This window comes from Psychromonas arctica (genome assembly GCF_036697365.1).
Classification (GTDB): Bacteria; Pseudomonadota; Gammaproteobacteria; order Enterobacterales; family Psychromonadaceae; genus Psychromonas; species Psychromonas arctica_A.
This window is the reverse complement of sequence record NZ_JBAHZA010000021.1, coordinates 1-19,067: the sequence shown is the minus strand read 5'-3', so window position 1 is coordinate 19,067 and position 19,067 is coordinate 1. Positions and strand designations below refer to the sequence as shown.

Genomic DNA, 19,067 nt, shown 5'->3' with positions numbered 1-19,067 from the left:
TTGCCTCTTTTATCAAATATAAAAAGTCGTGCTTGCAGATTGATTCTTGATCAAATAAAAGTAAATAAATGTCTTTTTATGGGTAGGAAATCTGGATTGCTAGTGTTTAATGTCTATACTGGAATTAATCTATTTTTATTAAAAACAAAAGTTTAGGGGGAGGTATATGTATGCCGATACGTTTGCATTTAATTAGAGCAAGTCATTTAAATACCGTTGTGCAATATGTGCGTACGTTATCTTTGCCAGTGGAAGCCTTATTAGAGAAAGCGGAATTAGACCACGTTGCTTTAGATGATTCGAATCAACTTATTTTAGAAACTAAAGTTTGGCATTTTTTAGAGATGGCTGCAGAAATGAAGAAAATGCCTCACTTAGGTGGTTTATTAGCAGAGGATAGCCACTTATCCGAATATGGTGCTTTTACCAAGCAGTTATTGGAAGCCGATAACTTATATCAGGCATTACATTTTTTAATTCATAAAATTGGTTTGCATAATAATAATAGTTTGTTTTGGCTGAAAGAGAGTGAACAATGCGTTTGGATTTGCCGGCCACATTACCCTTATGTTAAAGATAAGCTATGGCAAGCCGAGCAACATGTATTGAGTTTATTGTGTAAGGTCATTGAGCACTATGCAGGTCATGGCTGGCAGCCTAAAAAGATAAAATTGCAGGATGAGGCTGGTTTAGGGCTTGAGCATTCTCGATTTTTTAGTCACTCCGAGGTTGAGTTAGGACAACGTTATTCGGCTATTGCTATCGAGCATGAGTTATTGGAAGAGCGCCAGTTATGTAAAGTTTTTTCGAATGCCACGCCATTAGACTGTATTCCGGATTGCTTTGTGCAAAGTTTTAAGTTGCTATTAAAGCAAAATTATTTTGGTCAAGGGTGGTTAGCTGAAAATATTGCTAACTCATTAGGGACCAGTGTACGTACCTTAAAAAGAAAATTACATGAGCAAGGCACATCGCTACGTAAAGTCTTTGATGAGGTTAGGTTTCAACAGGCTTGTGAACTGATTGATCAAGATATCTATGATTATCAAGCATTGGCTGAAAAGCTTTCTTATACCCATGTGAATAACTTTGTTAGGGCATTTAAACGTTGGAGTGGCATAACCCCTAGGGAATATATGCGATTACGTGATCAACAATTATTGAAGAAGAGTAGTGCTTGGTGAAAGAGTGACTATTTAAATAATCGATGTTTAGGTGACTCCATTACCTGTAAAAATATGTGTTAAGTATAGTTAATGGTGGTCTTATCTATTTTAATATTCGTATTAATCAATATGAATATGATCAGAGGATGCGTCAATGAAATTTTTATTACTAATGGTGGTTATCTTGTTTCAAGTCGGTTGTACCGGCATGCCTGAGGGTATGCAAGCAGTAAAGAATTTTGATAGCCAACGGTATTTAGGCACTTGGTATGAGATTGCTCGTTTAGACCACTCTTTTGAAGAAGGTTTAGAACAAGTGACAGCAACTTATTCGATGCGAGAAGATGGTGGTATTAAAGTAGTGAATAAAGGTTACTCTACAGAAAATAACCAGTGGAAAGAGGCAACGGGTAAAGCTTATTTTGTCGATGATGAAAACACAGGCCATTTAAAAGTCTCTTTCTTTGGTCCTTTTTATGGTTCATATATCGTCTTTAAAATGGATCAAGTTGACTATCAGTATGCTTTTATTAGTAGTTATAATGATGAGTATCTATGGCTGTTATCGAGAACACCAACAATTAGTGATGAGGTAAAACAAGATTTTATTAATACAGCTCAACAATATGGTTTTAAAACAGAACAGCTTATCTTTGTTAATCAACAGCCTGCTCTGTAATAAATACTAACTTGTCTGTTTTAAGTCATTCAACACATCATTAAGTGATGTCTTGATATGATGGCCTAATGCGATAATCTCAGCATCAGGTACTACCAAGTCTGGTACCTGATACACTTTCATGTTTGCCGCTAACGCCGAAATCACGCCATTACTAGAGTCTTCAAAAGCTAAGCACTTTTGCGGTGCAATATGTAAACGTTGTGCGGCTAATAAAAATATTTCTGGGTGTGGTTTACCATTAGTGACTTCGCAGCCACTGCTAATATGTTCAAAATAATGGTCAAGGCCGGCTAACTTCAGCTTTGTTGCCGCGAGCTGTTGGTGTGTCGAGGTGGCTACTGCGACAGGGATAGATTGAGATTTAAACCATTCTAACAAAGCAATCACGCCATCTTTAACTGGAATAGCTTGTGTTTCTACAATCGGCCAATAACCATCCATCCACGCTTTGCGTAGGGGGGCATAATCAATATATTGCGCGTAATGATCCATTATCGCTTCTTCAATACCTTGGGCATTTCGACCTATAATTTTTAAATAAGCGCTCTTAACAAAGGGAAGTGATAATTGTTGGCAAGCTTTTTCAAAGGCTTGCATACAGACACGTTCAGTATCCAGTAGCAAACCATCCATATCAAAAATTGCAGCTTGGTAAGACATAAGAATAACTCTCAATAAGCAAAAAATTGATTATACCTACTCTAACCAATTTGTTACATCTGATCAGGAGTGAAAAGTAACTTATTGATTAGCTGACGTCGGTTTATATTTAAATTTATTAAGGTTAATAAAGCCAATAAAAATGCCACTTATCACACATAGGGTTGCGATAAGTTTAATTAAGCCAATATGTTCTTGATAAAATAAGACTCCCCCTAATAAACCAAAAATGGGTACTAATAAGGTTAATGGGGCGACGGTGGTTAACGGATAACTGACTAATAAACGATTCCAAATCCAATAGCCTAATAAAGTAACGGGATAAGCTTGAAATAAGACTGAAAAAACCACACGGCCATTAACTTGAGCAGGAAGTTGCATGAATACATCAATGCCAGATTGTAAGTAAACAATCACAAACAATGGAATCGGTGCGCAGGCCATTGCCCATAAACTAAAAGCAAAAATCTGTTGGGTGCCGGCTTTCTTAATAATAATACTGGCAAGGCTCCAAGATAAAGCTGCCAATAAAATTAACATTAAGCCTGTTTTTGTAACTGAGCCGTCGTTGACGGTTAAACTAACTAATAAACCACTTAATGCTAGTGCTGAACCAATTATTTTGTTGAGTGGTAATGGCTCTTTTAATAAAAAGAAGCCCAAGAATAACCCAAAAGCGACGTTCATTTGTAATAGGACAGAAGCCATCCCTGCACTTAAACCAGCCTCTATAGACCAAGTGGCCATACCCCAAACGCCAATCGCAAAAATCAAGCCATAAGCGATTAAATACAACCAAGGAACATCTGGCTTTTTAACAAAAAATATTGCCGGCAATGCGACTAAACTAAACCTGAGTGCGGTTAATAATAAAGGGTCTATTTCATTAACACCTAGCTTGATCACTGAAAAATTAAGTCCCCATACCACCATAACAATAATACCTAACATTAAATCGCTTTTTTTCATTGTGTATTCCTTAGAGATGCACTGTTTATATGTGTTAATGACGAGAGGTTGTTGCTTGACCTTGAGCATATTATCCAACATGCTTAAAAAGATAACAGATACAAAAAGTTTATTTAAAAGCGGTACAATTATGCGATATATACAGCTAGCAGAACAATGTGTGCAACAAATACAAGCGGGGCAGTTAACGCTGCACAGTAAAATGCCTTCATTACGTAAATTTAAGCAGCAACATAGTGTCAGTATGACGACTGCTTTAAATTGTTATCAGCACTTGGAGTCTTTGGGGTGGTTAATTGCAAAGCCGCAATCAGGCTATTACGTGGCACAAAAATCAGTGCTGGCTGATAATATAAAATTACCAACATTAGTCTCATTTCAAAGCACAACGACTCAGCCTAAAACACCTCAATTATACAATCCATTTGTTGACCCTTGCCCATTGGGTATTGCACGTTATGATCCTGAGTTAATTCCTGTAGATAAGTTACAGCAAAGCTTTAAACGTGCCATGAAACAGCAAGGTCATCGTATAAGTCATTATCCGCATCCACAAGGTGAAGCCGTATTACGAGATAGTTTAAGTCAACATTTTAAGGGTATAGATTTTCATTTTTCTGCGACGGAGCTAGTGATCACTCATGGTTGTTTAGATGCGATTCGTAGTGCAATTGAAATAACCACCAATGCCGGCGATGCAGTGGCGATCAGCTCGCCTTGTTTTAGTGGTTTACTGGATTTGCTCGGTAGCATGGGACGCCGTGTTGTTGAAATTCCATCAGTAAAACAAGGTATTGACCTTGAGCAGCTACAACATCAAATGCAATTGGGCAGGATTAAAGCAGGGCTGTTTTGCACTTCTCATATGAACCCGCAAGGGTTGTCGATGAGTGCTTTACAAAAACAAAAGTTAGTAGAATTGGCGACACAATACCAAATACCTATTATTGAAGATGATGTTTATCTTGAATTAGGCTATCGAGGGGTTATTCCTTTACCAGCAAAGCACTGGGATCGTGACGGTTATGTGTTGTGGTGCGGGTCTTTTTCTAAAACTGTTGCTGCAGGTTACCGGCTAGGTTGGTGTTTACCAGGACGTTATTTACAGGCTTACTTAGAAAATCGTCTTTTTGCTAATCAAGGCATTACATCTCCATTGCAATTGGCCATGGCTGATTTTATTCGGCGTGGTGATTATTTGCAGCATTTGAAAAAAATACGTTTACACTTGCAACAACAAAGCTTGCAATTTATCTCTTATTTACAAGAAAATTTACCTAAAAATAGTAAAATTAGTCAACCTGCTGGCGGATTTGTATTGTGGATAGAAGTGGCAGGCTTAAATACTCAACAGTTAAGAAAGATGACGTTAGCGAATAAGCTGGATATTCGTATTGGAGAGCACTTTAGTACCTTGGATCTTTATCCTCATTGTTTTCGTTTAAATATAGGGTTTAAGATCATGGCAACACAAACAGAATATCAACTAACTGTTTTAATGAAACAGATCAAAGACTGTGTAAAGGACAATGCATGTTAGATAATCCCAAAGCATTAAGTGATGCAATTAACCAGATTATGCCTTTTGGTAAATACGCCGGAAGCAAGCTAATTCACTTACCTGAACCTTATTTGGTTTGGTTCAACAGTAAAGGCTTTCCTGAAGGTAAGTTGGGCCAACAACTCGCGCTTATTTATGAAATAAAATTGAATGGTTTAGAAAAAATGCTTGTGCCATTAATTAAATAAATCTGAACAATGTGTATCAAAGGAGTTGAAATATGTTGCAAGTTATCAAGTGGTTATCGATCCCCATTTTATTGGTTAACCACATTGTGGTGGCACAGCCACTAAGCAAAGAGGCAGGTTGGGAAGTTACATTAAGTGTGAATGTGGGGTATAGCGGTGGCACATCACAATTTGATACTGATGATGATAATCAAGTCACTAATAATTTAAACAATAATGGCGAGTTTTCTGGCTCTAGTTTGACTTACCCCCTCGGAAGGGTGCAGTACACTATGAATAACCTCAATACTCAGTTTTTTTTAGGTAATAGTCGAGACCAAATTTCAACGGCAAAATTTCAATATGAACTCGGCGTCATACACCAATTCTCTGATCGTAGTAAGTTGACTTTTGCTTTTTTCCCTAAGCTTTCTTTTTTAAATGAAACTTGGTCTGATCCATTTGTTGAGAATAATGGTCGGGATACTACCGATGTGAGAGTGGGCGGAGGGAGAATATCAGTAGAAAGGATATTAGGTTCTCCCTTTACACTTAAGTATGCGCTGGCAAGTAGTAGTATCGAGGATGAAGAAAGTGGTCAAAGTCAGTTAATGGATGATCAGGAGATCGCCTCTTTAAGGCGTGATAGTTTGTATCAAAAATTTGAATTAGAAACCCTGTTTCCGATTGATCGTGAACTCTTCTTGAAACCCACTGTGCAATATACACATCGCAATGCTCAGGGCGATGCTAATAGTTATGATCAGTATACCGCTCAAGTCGCTGTTATGTTATTTCGAGATCGACATACCTTAATCACTACTTTGAGTGCAGGGAAGCGTTTTCATCAACAAATAAACCCTATTTTTGATAGAAAACAACAGGTTAATACGCTTAGTCTATTTTCACTTTATAGTTATAAACGGCCTTTTAATTGGAGAGGCTGGGATTGGACCTTAATGCTTGGCTACAATAGAGAAGACGCAAATATTAAGTTTTACGACAGTGATGGCTTTATTGTATCGACTGGCATGGCCTATCAGTTCTAAGACATTAAAGTGTCTATATTTCGTACAAAACCTTTAAAGGCACACTTTCATAAAATGTGATATATGTCTCATAAATTAGCTTGAAGTTAACCCTGTTGTTTTAATTTTGAGCGAAAAAACCACAAAGCAGACTATTTGATGACTATTTTGTTAGGGTAATATGCAGGACTTTAATTAAGGAATGATTGTTGTTCTCGTTAATACTAATTATCACAGGGTAGTGTTTAGGAGGGTTATTTCTTATGTTGGACCAAAATGTTGCAGTGATCGCAACTTTTATTTTTTATTTAGCGATGATGATGGGTATCGGATACTGGGCTTATCGTAAAACAGTCAATTCATCTGACTATTTCTTAGGGGGACGTCAATTAGGCCCATGGCCAACAGCAATATCAGCAGGTGCTTCAGATATGAGTGGTTGGTTATTGTTAGGTTTACCGGGTTATGCTCTGGTCGCAGGCTACGGTTCTTTTTGGCTTGCTGGTGGGTTACTTGTCGGTAGCTGGTTAAATTGGCTTATATGTTCAAAGCGTTTACGTACTTACACTATAGTGACTAATGATTCATTAACATTACCAGACTATTTTGCACGTCGTTTTGAAGATAAAAGCAAGTTACTACAAACTATCTCAGCCTTCTTCATTTTATTATTCTTCCTCTTTTATACCAGTGCCGGACTAGTGGCTGGTGGTAAATTATTTCAAACTGTATTTGACCTGGATTATAAGATTGCGGTCATTATCGGTACTGTTTGTGTGGTGTCTTATACCTTATTTGGCGGTTTTTTAGCAGTGTCTTGGACTGATTTAGTACAAGGGTTATTAATGTCAGCTGCGCTCATTACTGTGCCATTAATTGCGATGGATGGTTCATTAGGTGATTTAACGGCTTCTCTTGCCGAAAAAAATCCAGAATTACTATCCGCGTTCACTAATACTGATGGCACACCTGTGACTGTAATAGGGGTTATTTCTCTAGTGGCATGGGGATTAGGTTATTTTGGCCAGCCACATATTTTAGCGCGTTTCCAAGCTGCAAGTAGTAATAAAGACTTGACTACTGCGCGTCGTATTTCTGTCATTTGGACTGCATTATCAATTGTTGGTGCTATTCTGGTGGGGTTAGTCGGTATTGGTTTTGTAGATAATAATTTAGGTGGAGTATTAGAAGACAGTGAAACTATCTTCATGCTGTTAGTAAACAGTGTATTCCATCCAGTGGTTGCAGGTATTTTATTAGCTGCTATTTTAGCCGCGATTATGAGTACTGCGGACTCTCAGTTATTAGTCTCTTCTTCAGCATTAGCAGAAGACTTTTATAAACAGCATATCAACCCAGAAGCGAGCTCCGAGAAGGTTGTATTAGCAGGGCGTCTAGGTGTGGTTGCTTTATCGTTAATTGCATTATTTTTAGCGTTTAGCCCAGATAGTTCTGTATTAGGTCTTGTCTCTTATGCCTGGGCTGGATTCGGTGCTGCATTTGGTCCTGTTATCGTATTGAGCTTATTCTGGTCACGTATGAGCCGTGCTGGCGCATTAGCTGGTATATTAGTCGGCGGTGTCACCATTGTCGTATGGAAACAGTTAACTGGCGGTTGGTTTGATGTGTATGAAATTGTTCCTGGCATCGTGTTTGCGACAATCGCTATTGTGACCACTAGTCTATTAAGTAATGGACCAAGTGACACCATGTTAGCTAAACATCAGGAGATGAAAGATAAACTCGCCGTGTTATAACTGAACTTTTACGCACTATAAAAGCCTCATTTAAGTCATTAAATGAGGCTTTTTTGTATCTCCAGTTTGACTACTGGGGCTTTTAGTATTTACTTATTGTTAGTTGTATAGCCCATAATGAGTAATTTTTAGAAGGTGCAATGGGATTATTATGACCATTTTGTTAAAAATTTAATAAATAAAGGCAATAAAAATAGTGGCTTTAGGGTCTAGTTGTTTACATTTAATTATATAAAGGCTGGATTCACCATGAAAAAACTATTGTCGATATTACAAATTACGTTATTGATGGGGTTTGCACTATTACAAAGTGCCAATGCAGCAGATGCAATTTACACCAGTTATTTTAGCAATAAAGCGGTTGGTGGTTATGATGTTGTTGCTTACTTCACTGAGAATAAGCCAGTCGAAGGCAGCAGTAAATACACCTTAGAATATCAAGGTGCTGATTGGTACTTTTCAAGTGCTGAAAATTTAGCATCATTTAAAGGTGACCCTGAGAAATATGCTCCTCAATATGGGGGTTACTGTGCATGGGCGATGGCAAGTGATAATACGGCACCTGGAAAGCCTGCTTTCTGGAGTGTTTACAAAGGGAAACTCTACTTGAACTATGACGAATCTGTTCAAGCTATCTGGGTTAATGACAAAGATAAGTTTATTGAACAAGCTGATCTTAATTGGAATAAGTTAAACAAGGAATAACATGAAATTTTTACCTATTTTTAGTTGGGCCGTTGTACTGTGGGTTGCTAAAGTCTTTTTATTATCGCTACCTTATAAGTTTACATTACACCCAGATACACAGCATATTTTTGGTACGATAGGCGCGTGGATGCAAGGTTTTTTAGGTGACACAATAGGCACCTTATTTGCTAATTACGGTGCTTATGTTGTTGGTAGCGTAGAGTTAATTACATCACTGGTGTTATTATCACCTCTGGTGTTTTGGGTACTTAAAAAAGCCGGTGTATTATCCTGCGCACCAAGTCGCTCTTTAATGCATGCAATTGGTGGCTTGATGTCTTCTGCTGTCATGGCAGGCGCCGCTTTTTTTCACCTATTTACACCTTTAGGTGTTGAAGTGATTCATGAGGGTAAAAGTGATGGTGGCAGCCTTTTCTTCGCTGCAGTCTCTATTCTAATTTTAGGTTTCATTTTATTTGTTGCTAACTATCGTGACTATAAAAATAAAGTAAGCCAGTAAGGAACATTTTTGTTAATACGTATTTCGTTAGTACTTTCTTATATTTTTTGGTGTTGCCGATTTTTGGTCGCACCTTGGAAGTACTTTCAATTAAACGCTAATTACTTTAATCAAGATCTGCATATTTTTTCGAAGTTAGATATGGATTTGTTGATACCTGAGCAGTGGCGTTTATTGCAATTTTTGGATAAAGGCGAGGAAGCAGCCGCTGAACAACCTGACTCCTACCCTGTATTTTTGAAGCCAGAATGGGGACAAAACTCACAAGGTGTATGCCGTATAGATTCGAAAGAGGCATTACAGGAACATCGAAGTAAGCGTCCTACACATGGGCCTCGTTATTTGATTCAAGCTGCTGCTACTGGAAAACGAGAATATGAAATTTTCTTTATTCCAGGTGCTACATCGAATCATTCATCGGCTATTATATCGGTCACAGAAACCTGTAACAGTAGCGATGATGAAATGCCTGTAAACGGTATTTACAATAGTGATACCTATTATAAATCGTGCATGGATCAGCTAACAACAGAACAAATACAAAAAATAGAAAGTATATTTTCGCAAATAGGTCAATTTCGGATTGCGCGTTTTTGTGCTCGCGCGGACTCTTTAACAGCGTTACTCAATGAGCAATTTTCTATTGTGGAAATTAATGTGTATGTACCAATGCCATTAGTCTTATTGATTCAAGATACGCCTTTAAAGACGCAATTAAAATTTGTCTTTGCGAGTATGAAACAATTAGCATTAGTGACTAAAGATATTCCCGCTTCGCAACCAGTGAAATCTATTTTCTTTCAAAAACTACAATCCGCTCGATTATTAAAATCGAAACTAAAAAATGAGCTTTCTTAATGAATATTAAAAAAATAATTTATGCTTGGATCAGTAAAAAATTCATGGGCGGTTGTAGTAACTACAACAGCTTAGAAGTGCGTCGAAGTTGTAGAAGTAAAGAGCAAGCAAGAGATAGATTCAAACAAGGTAACATCCCTCATGCGCAGGGAATGATTTTCTTTAATCCATTTACAGCGATTCGTTTTGCTAAGCAACATGGTTTTCCTTTGGTGATTAAACCTAATGTCAGTGGTTTCTCTCGCGGTAGTCACTTCCCTATTCGAGATTACAAAGCGTTATGGAAAGCTATTTTTTTAGCTAAATTGTGGTGGCCGTTCACTGTTGTTGAGCAGTTTTTAGAAGGCAAAAACTATCGAGTAGTCGTTGCTAATGGCAAAATCGTGTCGGTATTGCAACGTTATGCACCTTCGGTAAAAGGCGATGGCACGTCGACCATTCGTGAGTTAATGAATAAAGAAAATGCGATTCGAGAGAAAATGAAACTCTATCCCGTTATTTCGCCACTCAAAGAAACCGCGCAATCACGTGCTTTCCTGGCTAAACAGGGCTTAAACTTTGATTCAATTTTAGAAGCAGACCAAAGAGCGACCCTATTTTACCGTATCTCCTTAGCACCGGGTGGCGTTGTCGAAGTGATTAATAAACAATTACTGCCTGAAGCAAATGAAACCTTATTTAAAAATGTATTAACGTTGTTTGATGCTAATATTTTGGGGATTGATGTCATTCTCGAAAAAGGGATCGAGTTTGATTATCGTGACCAACAATGCATTTTTCTTGAAGTAAACTCTCGACCATACTTAAAAATGCACGCTTATCCTCGTTATGGAGAAGCTGAAGACCTTAGTGACTATTTTGACGAGTTAGATGCACTAGAAGTTAAACAGTCAGATACCTTCTAAGTGTCTGCTTTAACACGCACCTTTTATCTTTTTACAGGATTTCATTCGTTCCTGTTAGGGTTAATGCCTTTATTCATTGCAGTCATTCTGTGGGATAAAGGCCTAACCATTAGTGACATTTCTTCATTTATCGCCTTAACAGCTGTTGGCTTTGTCGTTGCTTTATATTATTGGGATCGTCTACGTGCACAGCATGATTGGACTCAGTTAATTAGCTTGTCCTTTATTCTACAAAGTTTGTTTGTGGCGTCATTAATATGGGGTAGCGATACGCTAGTCACGACTGCTGGCGCGTTAATAAACGGTGCGGCAGGGTGTTTCTATTGGTCAACTCAGCGTCTATTATTCCAAGCCATCACCGAAGATAAAAACACCGGTAATACCTTCGGTAATTTTCAAATACTGGTGGTTTTTGCATTAAAAATAGGTGTGCTAATCGGTAGTTATTTGTTGGGGATGGAGTACTTTAGCGGTGTGTTATTGCTTTCTTTTATGCTGTCGATATTAGGTTTTTTATCAGTACACAAAAGTTTACGTCGTAATACGCAGCTTGAAAAACTAAAACAAGTGCCTGCCTTTACTCTAAAGCAAGTGGTTAAATTTCAGGATCAACATCGTTCATCGTTAATTTTTGTTGTGGATGGGTTATTTTTATTCTTAGAAAGTTATTTTTGGATGTTAACCATCTATATGTTAACCCAAGAGAATGTAATGCAATTGGGACTTATCTTAATTGCTTTAAGTATTTTATTAGCATTGATCTTTTTTGTTATTAAAAAATATATTGATAGAGTTAAGACACAAAAAATCTATCTAACGGCCGTATTAGGTTATGCCGTCTCGTGGGCAATTAGAGGTTTTCTCGACACTGAGATGGATAGGAGTTTGATGTACAGTGCTTTATTACTTGCCGCCTTTTTAAGTAACTTTTTCCGTCTGGCATTTAATAAGCGATTTTATGATATTGCGCGTCAAGACAAACCCACCCGCTACATCATTTGTAAAAGTTATTACTCTCAGTTTATGTTAGTGGTCTTTTTCAGCATGATTGCCGCATTGACCATGAGTAGTGATACTGCCATTCATCAGTTACAGGTAATTTATTACCTTTGTACACCTTTAGCGCTCGTTTATTTCGTATACGGGAAATCAACTAAATAAATGTGGTTAGGATCAAAAACGCCAGCTAATTGCTGGCGTTTTGTTGTTTTGAAGATGGATTGGGTTAATCCATCAAGTATTCTAGCCCGTAAACGAGTTCATTGCGTTTAACGACCTCTTTACACGCAAGACAAATACCCGGCATGAACGACTCTCGATGCTGTGAGTTATGCTCGATTTTTAAGGTTTCACTTAATCCACCAAAGAATACTGTTTGTTGTGCGACAACACCCGGTAAACGGATAGAGTGTAATTTCACATCATTTAACTCTGCGCCACGAGCACCCTCGATTAACTCTTTATCACTGCAAGGCGTTGCTGCTTTAGTACGAGCTGCAGAAATTAGCTCTGCAGTACGGATGCCAGTACCTGATGGGCTTTCCTCTTTTTGTGGACTATGGGCTTCAATGACTTCAACATCAGGTAAGTACTTCGCTGCTTGTACTGCAAACTTCATCATTAATACTGCACCAATAGAGAAATTAGGAGCAATCAAACCACCCAGTTTCTTTTCTTTCGCTAAGGCTTGTAACTCTGCAACCTGTTGCTCAAGGAAACCACTGGTACCGATAACTGGGCAAGCTCCTGCATTAAGGATTGTTTGCGTATTGTTAAAGCCAGCAGAGGCGGCAGTTAGATCAACAACAACTTGGGCTCCAGTGGACTGGATTAATGCTGCTAAGTCATCCCCAAAGTCACATTCTGCTACAAGTTCTAATTCGCTATCATTATTCACTGCTTTGACGGCTTCACTGCCCATACGGCCTTTGGCGCCGTTTACAATTACTTTAACCATGATTGTTCCTATTGATTTAAAAAGTGGTAACAGACAAATCCAATCCAGCTTATCGCCAATAAGGCCCAAGGTAGAATAGAGGTGTTAGATTTATGAGGGATATTTGTATCGGGTTGAGCATCTACAATGGGCGCTTGTTTCTTTTTTGCCTTGTTGGCATCACGCTGTTTGCTTTTAGCTAATTTTTTATATTCAGCAATACCTTTTTGAATACCTTGTGCGACCAGTTTGGTTTGCTCTTTGGTTTGCCCTGGCTTTTGTACCTTTTTAGCCATGGCAAGTGCTTCATCTTGGGTTTCTTGTGATATTGCAGGTTTAGTATATTTAGCCATTGATGGTCTTCTTTATGTTATTTTTTGTCTTTTTTATTTTTATTTTTCTTTTTTTGTTTCTTCTGCAATTTCTTTAATTGCTTAAGTGCTTTCTTCTTAGACTTTTTCTTGCCGCTTTTCTTGGTACCCTCTCCGAGTAAAGCGTTGGCTACTTTTTTTGAGCATTCTTAGAACGCTTAGTTGCCTTTGTAGTAATATTTTCCAAAAAAATTTCAGGATCATCGTAATTATATTTAACTAAATGCTCTACTAATAATTTAGTAATAATCTGTGTTTCAGTGATTTCGTCTCGACTTCGACCACACCCACCGCATTGTTTTTTATCACTGGTACAATCACCTGTGCACGGACTAAATTTCATTTAATGTACCTTGTATTTTTAATCATAAGACCACGCATTAGGTAGCGGTCTCGTTTAACTCGTGTTTAAATAGATTATAAAAATAATCATGAGCTACTTTCTGCTTCTATACAGTCCGTTGTATAGCAAATTCGATATATAGTTAACATGCATTTTAATAAATTAATCCCATATTCTAGCAATTTTAGAGAGCCTATTCATGACTTTTAAAGTTTTAATTGTATTACTGTGCAGTTTACTACTTAACGCTTGTTCCGACGTCGAAGATCAACTTAATAAAGATTATGGAAAAGAGCAACCAAGACCAAGGCAACTAAGTGTCGATGACACCCTAGCTGAAGAGTTCCGCGACCAAGTCATGCCGTTATTAGAAAAACGCTGTGTGGTTTGTCATGGTTGTTATGATGCCCCTTGCCAATTAAAGCTTTCCTCGCCTGAAGGGATTGACCGCGGTGCAAGTAAAGAGCTTGTTTACAATGGTCAACGTATTCTCGGTGCAGCACCTTCACGCTTATTCATAGATGCTCATGATACAGAAGAGTGGCGCCATAAAGGTTTTAAATCGGTTATCAATGAGCGCGATCAAACCATGCTTGCTAATCTACAAGGCAGTGTAATGTATAAACTCTTACTGCAAAAAGAGCGCCATCCTCAGCCACAAGGTGTATTACCAGAACAGTTTAATTATTCCTTAAGTAGACAAGATCAGTGTCCTGATATTAATGAGTTAGGTGAATATGAAGAAGACTTTCCTTTGTCTGGCATGCCTTATGGGTTGCCCAATTTAAGTCATGACGAGTTTAAAACATTAGAACAATGGATTTCTCGCGGTGCTCCGATGTCTGAACCATTAGCATTGTCAAATGAAGCAGTTAAATTGGTTGACCATTGGGAGAAAAAACTCAACGGCGACTCGCGTAAAGAACAGTTAGTGGCTCGTTATATTTATGAACATTTATTTATCGGGCATATTTACTTTGACGCTTTACCTATTAGTACAGAGACGCCACCGCGTTTCTTTCACTTGATACGCTCATCTACCCCACCTGGTGAGCCAGTAAAAGTGATTGCTACACGTCGTCCATATGATGACCCTAAAGTTGATCGTGTTTATTATCGTTTAGTCTTAGACAGAGCGATTACCTTAGCTAAAACTAATTTACCTTACGTATTTAACGAACAACGAGAAAAACTGTGGGATGAGCTTTTTTATGATGCTGATTTCACTGTGAATTCATTACCGGATTACAGTGATTTTAATCCGTTCTTGGTATTCAAAGATATCCCTACTTACTCACGCTATCAGTTCATGTTGCAGGAAGCATATTTCACTATTGGCGGTTTTATTAAAGGCCCTGTTTGTCGCGGACAAGTGGCAGTGAACGTTATCAATGATAAATTCTGGGTCTTCTTTGTTGATCCAGAGTCTAGTGGTAATAAAGATGTTGACCAGTTTGTGTATCAGCAAGCAAATAATTTGAGATTACCAGCAGAGTCGAGTAGTGATAACTTATCGTTAACAGAATGGTTGTCTTATGCTAAAGGTAACAAACAATACGTTAAAGCAAAAAGTGACTTTATTAAACGTGAAATGGACCATGAAGAAGGTTTAACGTTAGATAATATCTGGTCCGGTAATGATAATGCCGCATTAACTGTTTTTCGCCATATTGATAGTGCAACTGTAGTAAAAGGTGCAGTAGGTAAGCAGCCTAAAACGGCTTGGCTAATTGATTACCCGATTTTAGAGCGAATTCATTATCTATTAGTGGCAGGGTTTGATGTCTACGGCAATGTTGGACATCAATTAACAACCCGTTTATACATGGATTTTTTACGTATCGAGTCAGAAGCAAATTTTATCTCTTTCATTCCGAGTAAATATAGAAAGCCAGTATTAACAAGCTGGTATATAGATGCTACTAAAGAACTAAGCGAATATTTAAACGATAAAAATCTAATGAACGCTCGCCCATCTGGGATTGAGTTTAAAACAGGTTTTCCGAAAGTAGAGTTATTAAATAAACTAAAACATTATGTTTATGATGCGGATATGCTGCGTGCTAAAAATGTACAATATCGAATACCGCAGGAAGATTTAATGCTGAAACGTTTGAACAATTTAGATAATTCAGTGGTACTTTCATTGCCGCAAGTGTCATTCGTTGTTGTAGAAGATGATAATGGTGAAGATCGAGGTTATACAATATTGCGTCATAACGAGCATGAAAATGTTTCAAGCTTGTTAAACGAAGCTGCTAATCGGCTGACTTCCAAAGATAATACTGAAATATTCAAAGGGTTTTTAGGTACTTATCCTGGGCTGATTTTTAAGGTAAATGCCGCAGATGAAGAGGATTTTGTCAGTTTGTTCTTTACAGCAACTGATAAAGAAAAATTCGCAACCTTGATGGAAACCTATGGCATACGTAGAAGTAACCCTGAATTTTGGGAAGTAAGTGATCATCTGCATGACCTGTACCTGCAACAAGATCCTATCGAATATGGCTTGTTTGACTATAATCGCCTTATAAATCGTTAACGTTCTTTTATTAGGGTTATGATATTTATTTTATATTTTCATTTATCATAACTCTTTATAAAACTATCTCTTATTGGGTGTTTTTTGTTTGATTTTAGTTAGATTAAGCACTATTTTATTAGATTAATTATTCAATAGGCAAAGTACAATAATGGAACTCACCGCTGATCTTTTTAAAGATGTTAAAAAGTTACCTGTTTTACCGCTAATTCTTCTGGAATTAATGGATTCTTTTTCTGATGAAGATACCCGTGTGGAAGATATTGCTAAAAAAGTAGCAAAAGATCAGTCGATTAGTGCGAAGGTGATCCGTATGGCTAACTCAGCTGTTTACCGAAGAGGTAAAGAGGTCGAATCCATTGAAGAAGCTGTTATTCGCTTAGGGTTTAACCAAGTCAGAAGTATTGTAGTAGCAGCCACTTTATCAAATGTATTTCCTGATACGCCTAATTTCGATAAAGACAAATTTTGGGAAGAAACCTTTATTACTGCGAGTATTGCTAAGCATTTAGCAAAACATACAAACATAAACAGCGATACCGCTTTCACTTGCGCCATGATGCATAATATTGGTGAGCTTTTATTACAAACGATTAAACCAGATGAGTGTGGATTGATTAAAATTGCTATCGATGCTGGACAACCTCGTTTATACGCTGAACGAGAAGTGTTAGGCTTTGATAATACACAAGTTGGCGCTGCTTTAGCAAAACATTGGAGCTTCTCATCGGTCTTTGTTGATGCTATTGAACAGCAATTAGATCCATTGCAGTACGAAAATACCTCACAAGCAGCAGTATTGATTCGCCTTTCAGTTTTTACCCGTTTTGCTTGGTCGCTTAATTTGCCACCTGAAACCATTATTAAACGTTTCCCGGAGCCATTAACTCAAGCAATCAATTTAAAACAAGAAGGGCTGTTAGAAACCTTTGCTAAGATGATTGAAGAAGGACAAACACTAGCTCGTGATATCAAAAGTTAAAGCAAAGTAGAAACCTCTTCTTTTTTACAGGTTCAAATGAAATGGTTAAGTGTATTATTTAGCCATTTCCTTCTCCCCTCAAAACACTCGTCAACTTACAAACGAAATAAACTAGTGCGTTCACTGTCTATAAAAAGTACTTTCTTATTTTATAATTCATCGATACTTTTCTGATTGGAATTGATCTTCCATTAAAAAATATGACATTAAATGACACATTAGGTTTTTGTTATATTAAATCTATAGCAAATTGCAGCTCGACGTAGCATGTTTGGGGAATAGTCAGTTATACTCGTTATTCAAATTGAGAGGGGAAAGTATGATTTATAGTATGACGGCATTTGCACGCAAGCAATTAAAAGGTGATTGGGGGACAGCAGTTTGGGAGATCCGCTCTGTGAACCAACGTTATCTTGAAACATATTTTCGTTTGCCTGAGCAATTTCGTGGTTTAGAGACAAAACTAAAAGATACATTTCGTAAGCGTTTAGAACGCGGTAAAGTCGAATGTAGTTTGCGTTTTGATGCTAACTCGACAAGTAGTACATGCCTGAATATGAATCAAGAACTAGCAACTCAACTAATACATAATGCGCAATGGGTTACAGAACAGATGGGGACAGGCCAAATTAATCCTGTTGATATCTTAAAATGGCCGGGTGTCATGCAAGCACCAGAGCAAGATATTGATGCAGTAAGTGCTGAGCTTATGGCTGGTTTTGAAAGCACGTTAAATGATTTCATCGACTCTCGTGCAGCAGAAGGTGCAAACTTAGGCGTATTTATTGAGCAACGCCTAACTAATATTAGCGAACAAGCAGCGAAAGTTCGTGACTTTATGCCTGCTGTCCATGCTTGGCAGAAAGCACGTATTTTGAAAAAGTTTGAAGATGCTAAAGTAGATTTAGATGGAACACGTGTAGAGCAAGAGTTAGTGCTGCTAGCACAAAAATCAGATGTAGCAGAAGAGTTAGACCGATTAGATTCTCATGTTTCTGAAGCACGTAATGTCCTAAAAAAAGGTGGTGCTATAGGTCGTCGTTTAGACTTTATGATGCAAGAGTTCAATCGTGAAGCAAACACATTAGGCTCTAAAGCAATTAATACTGACATCACCGCTGCAGCTGTTGAATGTAAGGTATTAATTGAACAAATGCGCGAACAGGTGCAGAATATCGAATAGTATTCTAAGATATTTCATAATACCCAAGAAGCCTGCTATTGCAGGCTTTTCTTTTTTTTGTCGTTCTACTTTGTTCAGTATTGTTCCACTATAATTGGTGATCAAAAAGAGGCTCAAATAAACCTTGTGATAATTAAAAAGGTGATCAAAACTAAAGAGTGTATTTAACAGAAATACTGTTTAAGGAATCAAAATGGGGAAGCTAACAGCAACTAAACTGTAATCACTAATTAAAGGCGATTTAGGACGGTTTTAAGATGGGAATGGTCTATTCTTCTGAGCGTACACCCCCTATTACATATGTTATGGCTAGGTTATATTAGTGATATTTTATAAATGTCTAACTCGCTTTGGGGTAAAGCGAGGCTGCGTTCAATGGTGGTTAGAGGCAAAAAACGGTATAGGGTTTATGCATAATTTTAAATATGTAAAGTAAGCTGTACCGGCATAACAGACATTAACCTGCAATAAACATTCAAGAAACTTACAAATGAGTAGCCAGCTTTACCTCGCTACAACAAACCAATATCTACTCTAATAAGCTAAATATTAGTCGTATAAAATAATACCAATCACACTAAGTAACTGATCTATTTTACTTGTTAAAATAACTTATTTCTTCGTTGTAACTTTCGTAAATAGAACAACTATTAACGAAGTTAATCGTCGAAAGGCTTAAGTTACGCCTTAAACTAAGTCATTTTTCCTGCGCAAAATTTAGATCACTTATTTAATGCAATTGGTATAATT

19 protein-coding genes are annotated in these 19,067 nt (G+C 37.6%); 14 read left to right on the top strand and 5 right to left on the bottom strand.

All coding sequences use genetic code 11. The features are described 5' to 3' along the window. The first annotated feature begins 170 nt into the window (after positions 1-170). A complete protein-coding gene (locus tag V5290_RS16185) occupies positions 171-1,184 on the top strand; it encodes an AraC family transcriptional regulator (protein ID WP_333388164.1) in 1,014 nt (337 codons plus the stop codon). Positions 1,185-1,320: 136 nt separating this feature from the next. Then, the gene (locus V5290_RS16180; RefSeq protein ID WP_333388161.1) at positions 1,321-1,845 is read left to right on the top strand and encodes a lipocalin family protein; all 525 of its coding nucleotides are present in this window, start codon (positions 1,321-1,323) and stop codon (positions 1,843-1,845) included. A gap of 6 nt (positions 1,846-1,851) precedes the next feature. Here the strand turns inward: V5290_RS16180 and V5290_RS16175 are convergent, their stop codons facing one another. Both V5290_RS16175 and V5290_RS16170 read right to left on the bottom strand, forming a co-directional pair. After that, entirely contained in the window at positions 1,852-2,508 is a 657-nt protein-coding gene (locus V5290_RS16175) for an HAD family phosphatase (RefSeq protein WP_333388158.1), read from the bottom strand. Between the two features lie 81 nt (positions 2,509-2,589). Then, entirely contained in the window at positions 2,590-3,477 is an 888-nt protein-coding gene (locus V5290_RS16170) for an EamA family transporter (RefSeq protein ID WP_333388155.1), read from the bottom strand. Positions 3,478-3,607: 130 nt separating this feature from the next. Here V5290_RS16170 and V5290_RS16165 point away from each other — a divergent pair, with 130 nt between their 5' ends. The 9 genes from V5290_RS16165 (at position 3,608) to V5290_RS16125 (ending at position 12,121) form a co-directional block, all read left to right on the top strand. Further along, positions 3,608-5,017, top strand: a complete 1,410-nt coding sequence (locus V5290_RS16165; RefSeq protein WP_333388152.1) for a PLP-dependent aminotransferase family protein — start codon at positions 3,608-3,610, stop codon at positions 5,015-5,017. Continuing rightward, entirely contained in the window at positions 5,011-5,226 is a 216-nt protein-coding gene (locus tag V5290_RS16160; protein ID WP_333388150.1) for a DUF3820 family protein, read from the top strand. Before V5290_RS16165 ends, V5290_RS16160 begins: the two co-directional genes overlap by 7 nt. A 32-nt stretch (positions 5,227-5,258) precedes the next feature. Then, positions 5,259-6,254, top strand: coding sequence for a DUF2860 domain-containing protein (locus V5290_RS16155; protein WP_333388147.1), 996 nt, complete (start codon positions 5,259-5,261; stop codon positions 6,252-6,254). Between the two features lie 242 nt (positions 6,255-6,496). After that, positions 6,497-7,990 carry a sodium/proline symporter PutP gene (gene putP, locus V5290_RS16150; RefSeq protein WP_333388144.1) on the top strand — a complete coding sequence of 498 codons (1,494 nt, stop codon included), beginning with the start codon at positions 6,497-6,499 and terminating at the stop codon, positions 7,988-7,990. Positions 7,991-8,239: 249 nt separating this feature from the next. Next, positions 8,240-8,695: a YHS domain-containing (seleno)protein gene (locus V5290_RS16145; protein ID WP_333388142.1), complete on the top strand. Its 456-nt coding sequence runs from the start codon at positions 8,240-8,242 to the stop codon at positions 8,693-8,695. A gap of 1 nt (position 8,696) precedes the next feature. After that, entirely contained in the window at positions 8,697-9,197 is a 501-nt protein-coding gene (locus tag V5290_RS16140; RefSeq protein ID WP_333388140.1) for a hypothetical protein, read from the top strand. A 9-nt stretch (positions 9,198-9,206) separates the two neighbouring features. Next, positions 9,207-10,055 carry a hypothetical protein gene (locus tag V5290_RS16135; RefSeq protein WP_333388137.1) on the top strand — a complete coding sequence of 283 codons (849 nt, stop codon included), beginning with the start codon at positions 9,207-9,209 and terminating at the stop codon, positions 10,053-10,055. Beyond that, positions 10,055-10,960: a cyanophycin synthetase gene (locus tag V5290_RS16130; RefSeq protein WP_333388135.1), complete on the top strand. Its 906-nt coding sequence runs from the start codon at positions 10,055-10,057 to the stop codon at positions 10,958-10,960. The genes V5290_RS16135 and V5290_RS16130 overlap by 1 nt, the downstream gene beginning before the upstream one ends. A gap of 63 nt (positions 10,961-11,023) precedes the next feature. Further along, positions 11,024-12,121, top strand: a complete 1,098-nt coding sequence (locus V5290_RS16125; protein ID WP_333388132.1) for an MFS transporter — start codon at positions 11,024-11,026, stop codon at positions 12,119-12,121. A 64-nt stretch (positions 12,122-12,185) separates the two neighbouring features. Here the strand turns inward: V5290_RS16125 and dapB are convergent, their stop codons facing one another. The 3 genes from dapB to V5290_RS16110 all read right to left on the bottom strand — a co-directional run bounded on the left by dapB (position 12,186) and on the right by V5290_RS16110 (position 13,610). After that, on the bottom strand, positions 12,186-12,917 hold the full coding sequence (gene dapB, locus V5290_RS16120) for a 4-hydroxy-tetrahydrodipicolinate reductase (RefSeq protein ID WP_333388129.1): 732 nt from the start codon (positions 12,915-12,917) through the stop codon (positions 12,186-12,188). 8 nt (positions 12,918-12,925) lie between these two features. Continuing rightward, a complete protein-coding gene (locus V5290_RS16115; RefSeq protein ID WP_333388127.1) occupies positions 12,926-13,249 on the bottom strand; it encodes a DUF2956 domain-containing protein in 324 nt (107 codons plus the stop codon). Between the two features lie 148 nt (positions 13,250-13,397). Continuing rightward, on the bottom strand, positions 13,398-13,610 hold the full coding sequence (locus tag V5290_RS16110; protein ID WP_333388124.1) for a DUF1289 domain-containing protein: 213 nt from the start codon (positions 13,608-13,610) through the stop codon (positions 13,398-13,400). Between the two features lie 199 nt (positions 13,611-13,809). On the opposite strand from V5290_RS16110, the gene V5290_RS16105 reads away from it, so the two are divergent. The 3 genes from V5290_RS16105 to V5290_RS16095 all read left to right on the top strand — a co-directional run bounded on the left by V5290_RS16105 (position 13,810) and on the right by V5290_RS16095 (position 18,317). Beyond that, positions 13,810-16,152 carry a fatty acid cis/trans isomerase gene (locus V5290_RS16105; RefSeq protein ID WP_333388122.1) on the top strand — a complete coding sequence of 781 codons (2,343 nt, stop codon included), beginning with the start codon at positions 13,810-13,812 and terminating at the stop codon, positions 16,150-16,152. Between the two features lie 151 nt (positions 16,153-16,303). Beyond that, positions 16,304-17,134: an HDOD domain-containing protein gene (locus tag V5290_RS16100; protein WP_333388119.1), complete on the top strand. Its 831-nt coding sequence runs from the start codon at positions 16,304-16,306 to the stop codon at positions 17,132-17,134. 319 nt (positions 17,135-17,453) lie between these two features. Continuing rightward, on the top strand, positions 17,454-18,317 hold the full coding sequence (locus V5290_RS16095; RefSeq protein ID WP_333388116.1) for a YicC/YloC family endoribonuclease: 864 nt from the start codon (positions 17,454-17,456) through the stop codon (positions 18,315-18,317). Positions 18,318-19,067 lie beyond the last annotated feature (750 nt).

What these genes read in the sequence shown, in the direction of transcription:
- V5290_RS16185 (WP_333388164.1), top strand. Translation starts at nt 171, where the DNA reads ATGCCGATACGTTTGCATTTAATTAGAGCAAGTCATTTAAATACCGTT.
- V5290_RS16180 (WP_333388161.1), top strand. Translation starts at nt 1,321, where the DNA reads ATGAAATTTTTATTACTAATGGTGGTTATCTTGTTTCAAGTCGGTTGT.
- V5290_RS16175 (WP_333388158.1), bottom strand. Translation starts at nt 2,508, where the DNA reads ATGTCTTACCAAGCTGCAATTTTTGATATGGATGGTTTGCTACTGGAT.
- V5290_RS16170 (WP_333388155.1), bottom strand. Translation starts at nt 3,477, where the DNA reads ATGAAAAAAAGCGATTTAATGTTAGGTATTATTGTTATGGTGGTATGG.
- V5290_RS16165 (WP_333388152.1), top strand. Translation starts at nt 3,608, where the DNA reads ATGCGATATATACAGCTAGCAGAACAATGTGTGCAACAAATACAAGCG.
- V5290_RS16160 (WP_333388150.1), top strand. Translation starts at nt 5,011, where the DNA reads ATGTTAGATAATCCCAAAGCATTAAGTGATGCAATTAACCAGATTATG.
- V5290_RS16155 (WP_333388147.1), top strand. Translation starts at nt 5,259, where the DNA reads ATGTTGCAAGTTATCAAGTGGTTATCGATCCCCATTTTATTGGTTAAC.
- putP (WP_333388144.1), top strand. Translation starts at nt 6,497, where the DNA reads ATGTTGGACCAAAATGTTGCAGTGATCGCAACTTTTATTTTTTATTTA.
- V5290_RS16145 (WP_333388142.1), top strand. Translation starts at nt 8,240, where the DNA reads ATGAAAAAACTATTGTCGATATTACAAATTACGTTATTGATGGGGTTT.
- V5290_RS16140 (WP_333388140.1), top strand. Translation starts at nt 8,697, where the DNA reads ATGAAATTTTTACCTATTTTTAGTTGGGCCGTTGTACTGTGGGTTGCT.
- V5290_RS16130 (WP_333388135.1), top strand. Translation starts at nt 10,055, where the DNA reads ATGAATATTAAAAAAATAATTTATGCTTGGATCAGTAAAAAATTCATG.
- V5290_RS16125 (WP_333388132.1), top strand. Translation starts at nt 11,024, where the DNA reads ATGCCTTTATTCATTGCAGTCATTCTGTGGGATAAAGGCCTAACCATT.
- dapB (WP_333388129.1), bottom strand. Translation starts at nt 12,917, where the DNA reads ATGGTTAAAGTAATTGTAAACGGCGCCAAAGGCCGTATGGGCAGTGAA.
- V5290_RS16115 (WP_333388127.1), bottom strand. Translation starts at nt 13,249, where the DNA reads ATGGCTAAATATACTAAACCTGCAATATCACAAGAAACCCAAGATGAA.
- V5290_RS16110 (WP_333388124.1), bottom strand. Translation starts at nt 13,610, where the DNA reads ATGAAATTTAGTCCGTGCACAGGTGATTGTACCAGTGATAAAAAACAA.
- V5290_RS16105 (WP_333388122.1), top strand. Translation starts at nt 13,810, where the DNA reads ATGACTTTTAAAGTTTTAATTGTATTACTGTGCAGTTTACTACTTAAC.
- V5290_RS16100 (WP_333388119.1), top strand. Translation starts at nt 16,304, where the DNA reads ATGGAACTCACCGCTGATCTTTTTAAAGATGTTAAAAAGTTACCTGTT.
- V5290_RS16095 (WP_333388116.1), top strand. Translation starts at nt 17,454, where the DNA reads ATGATTTATAGTATGACGGCATTTGCACGCAAGCAATTAAAAGGTGAT.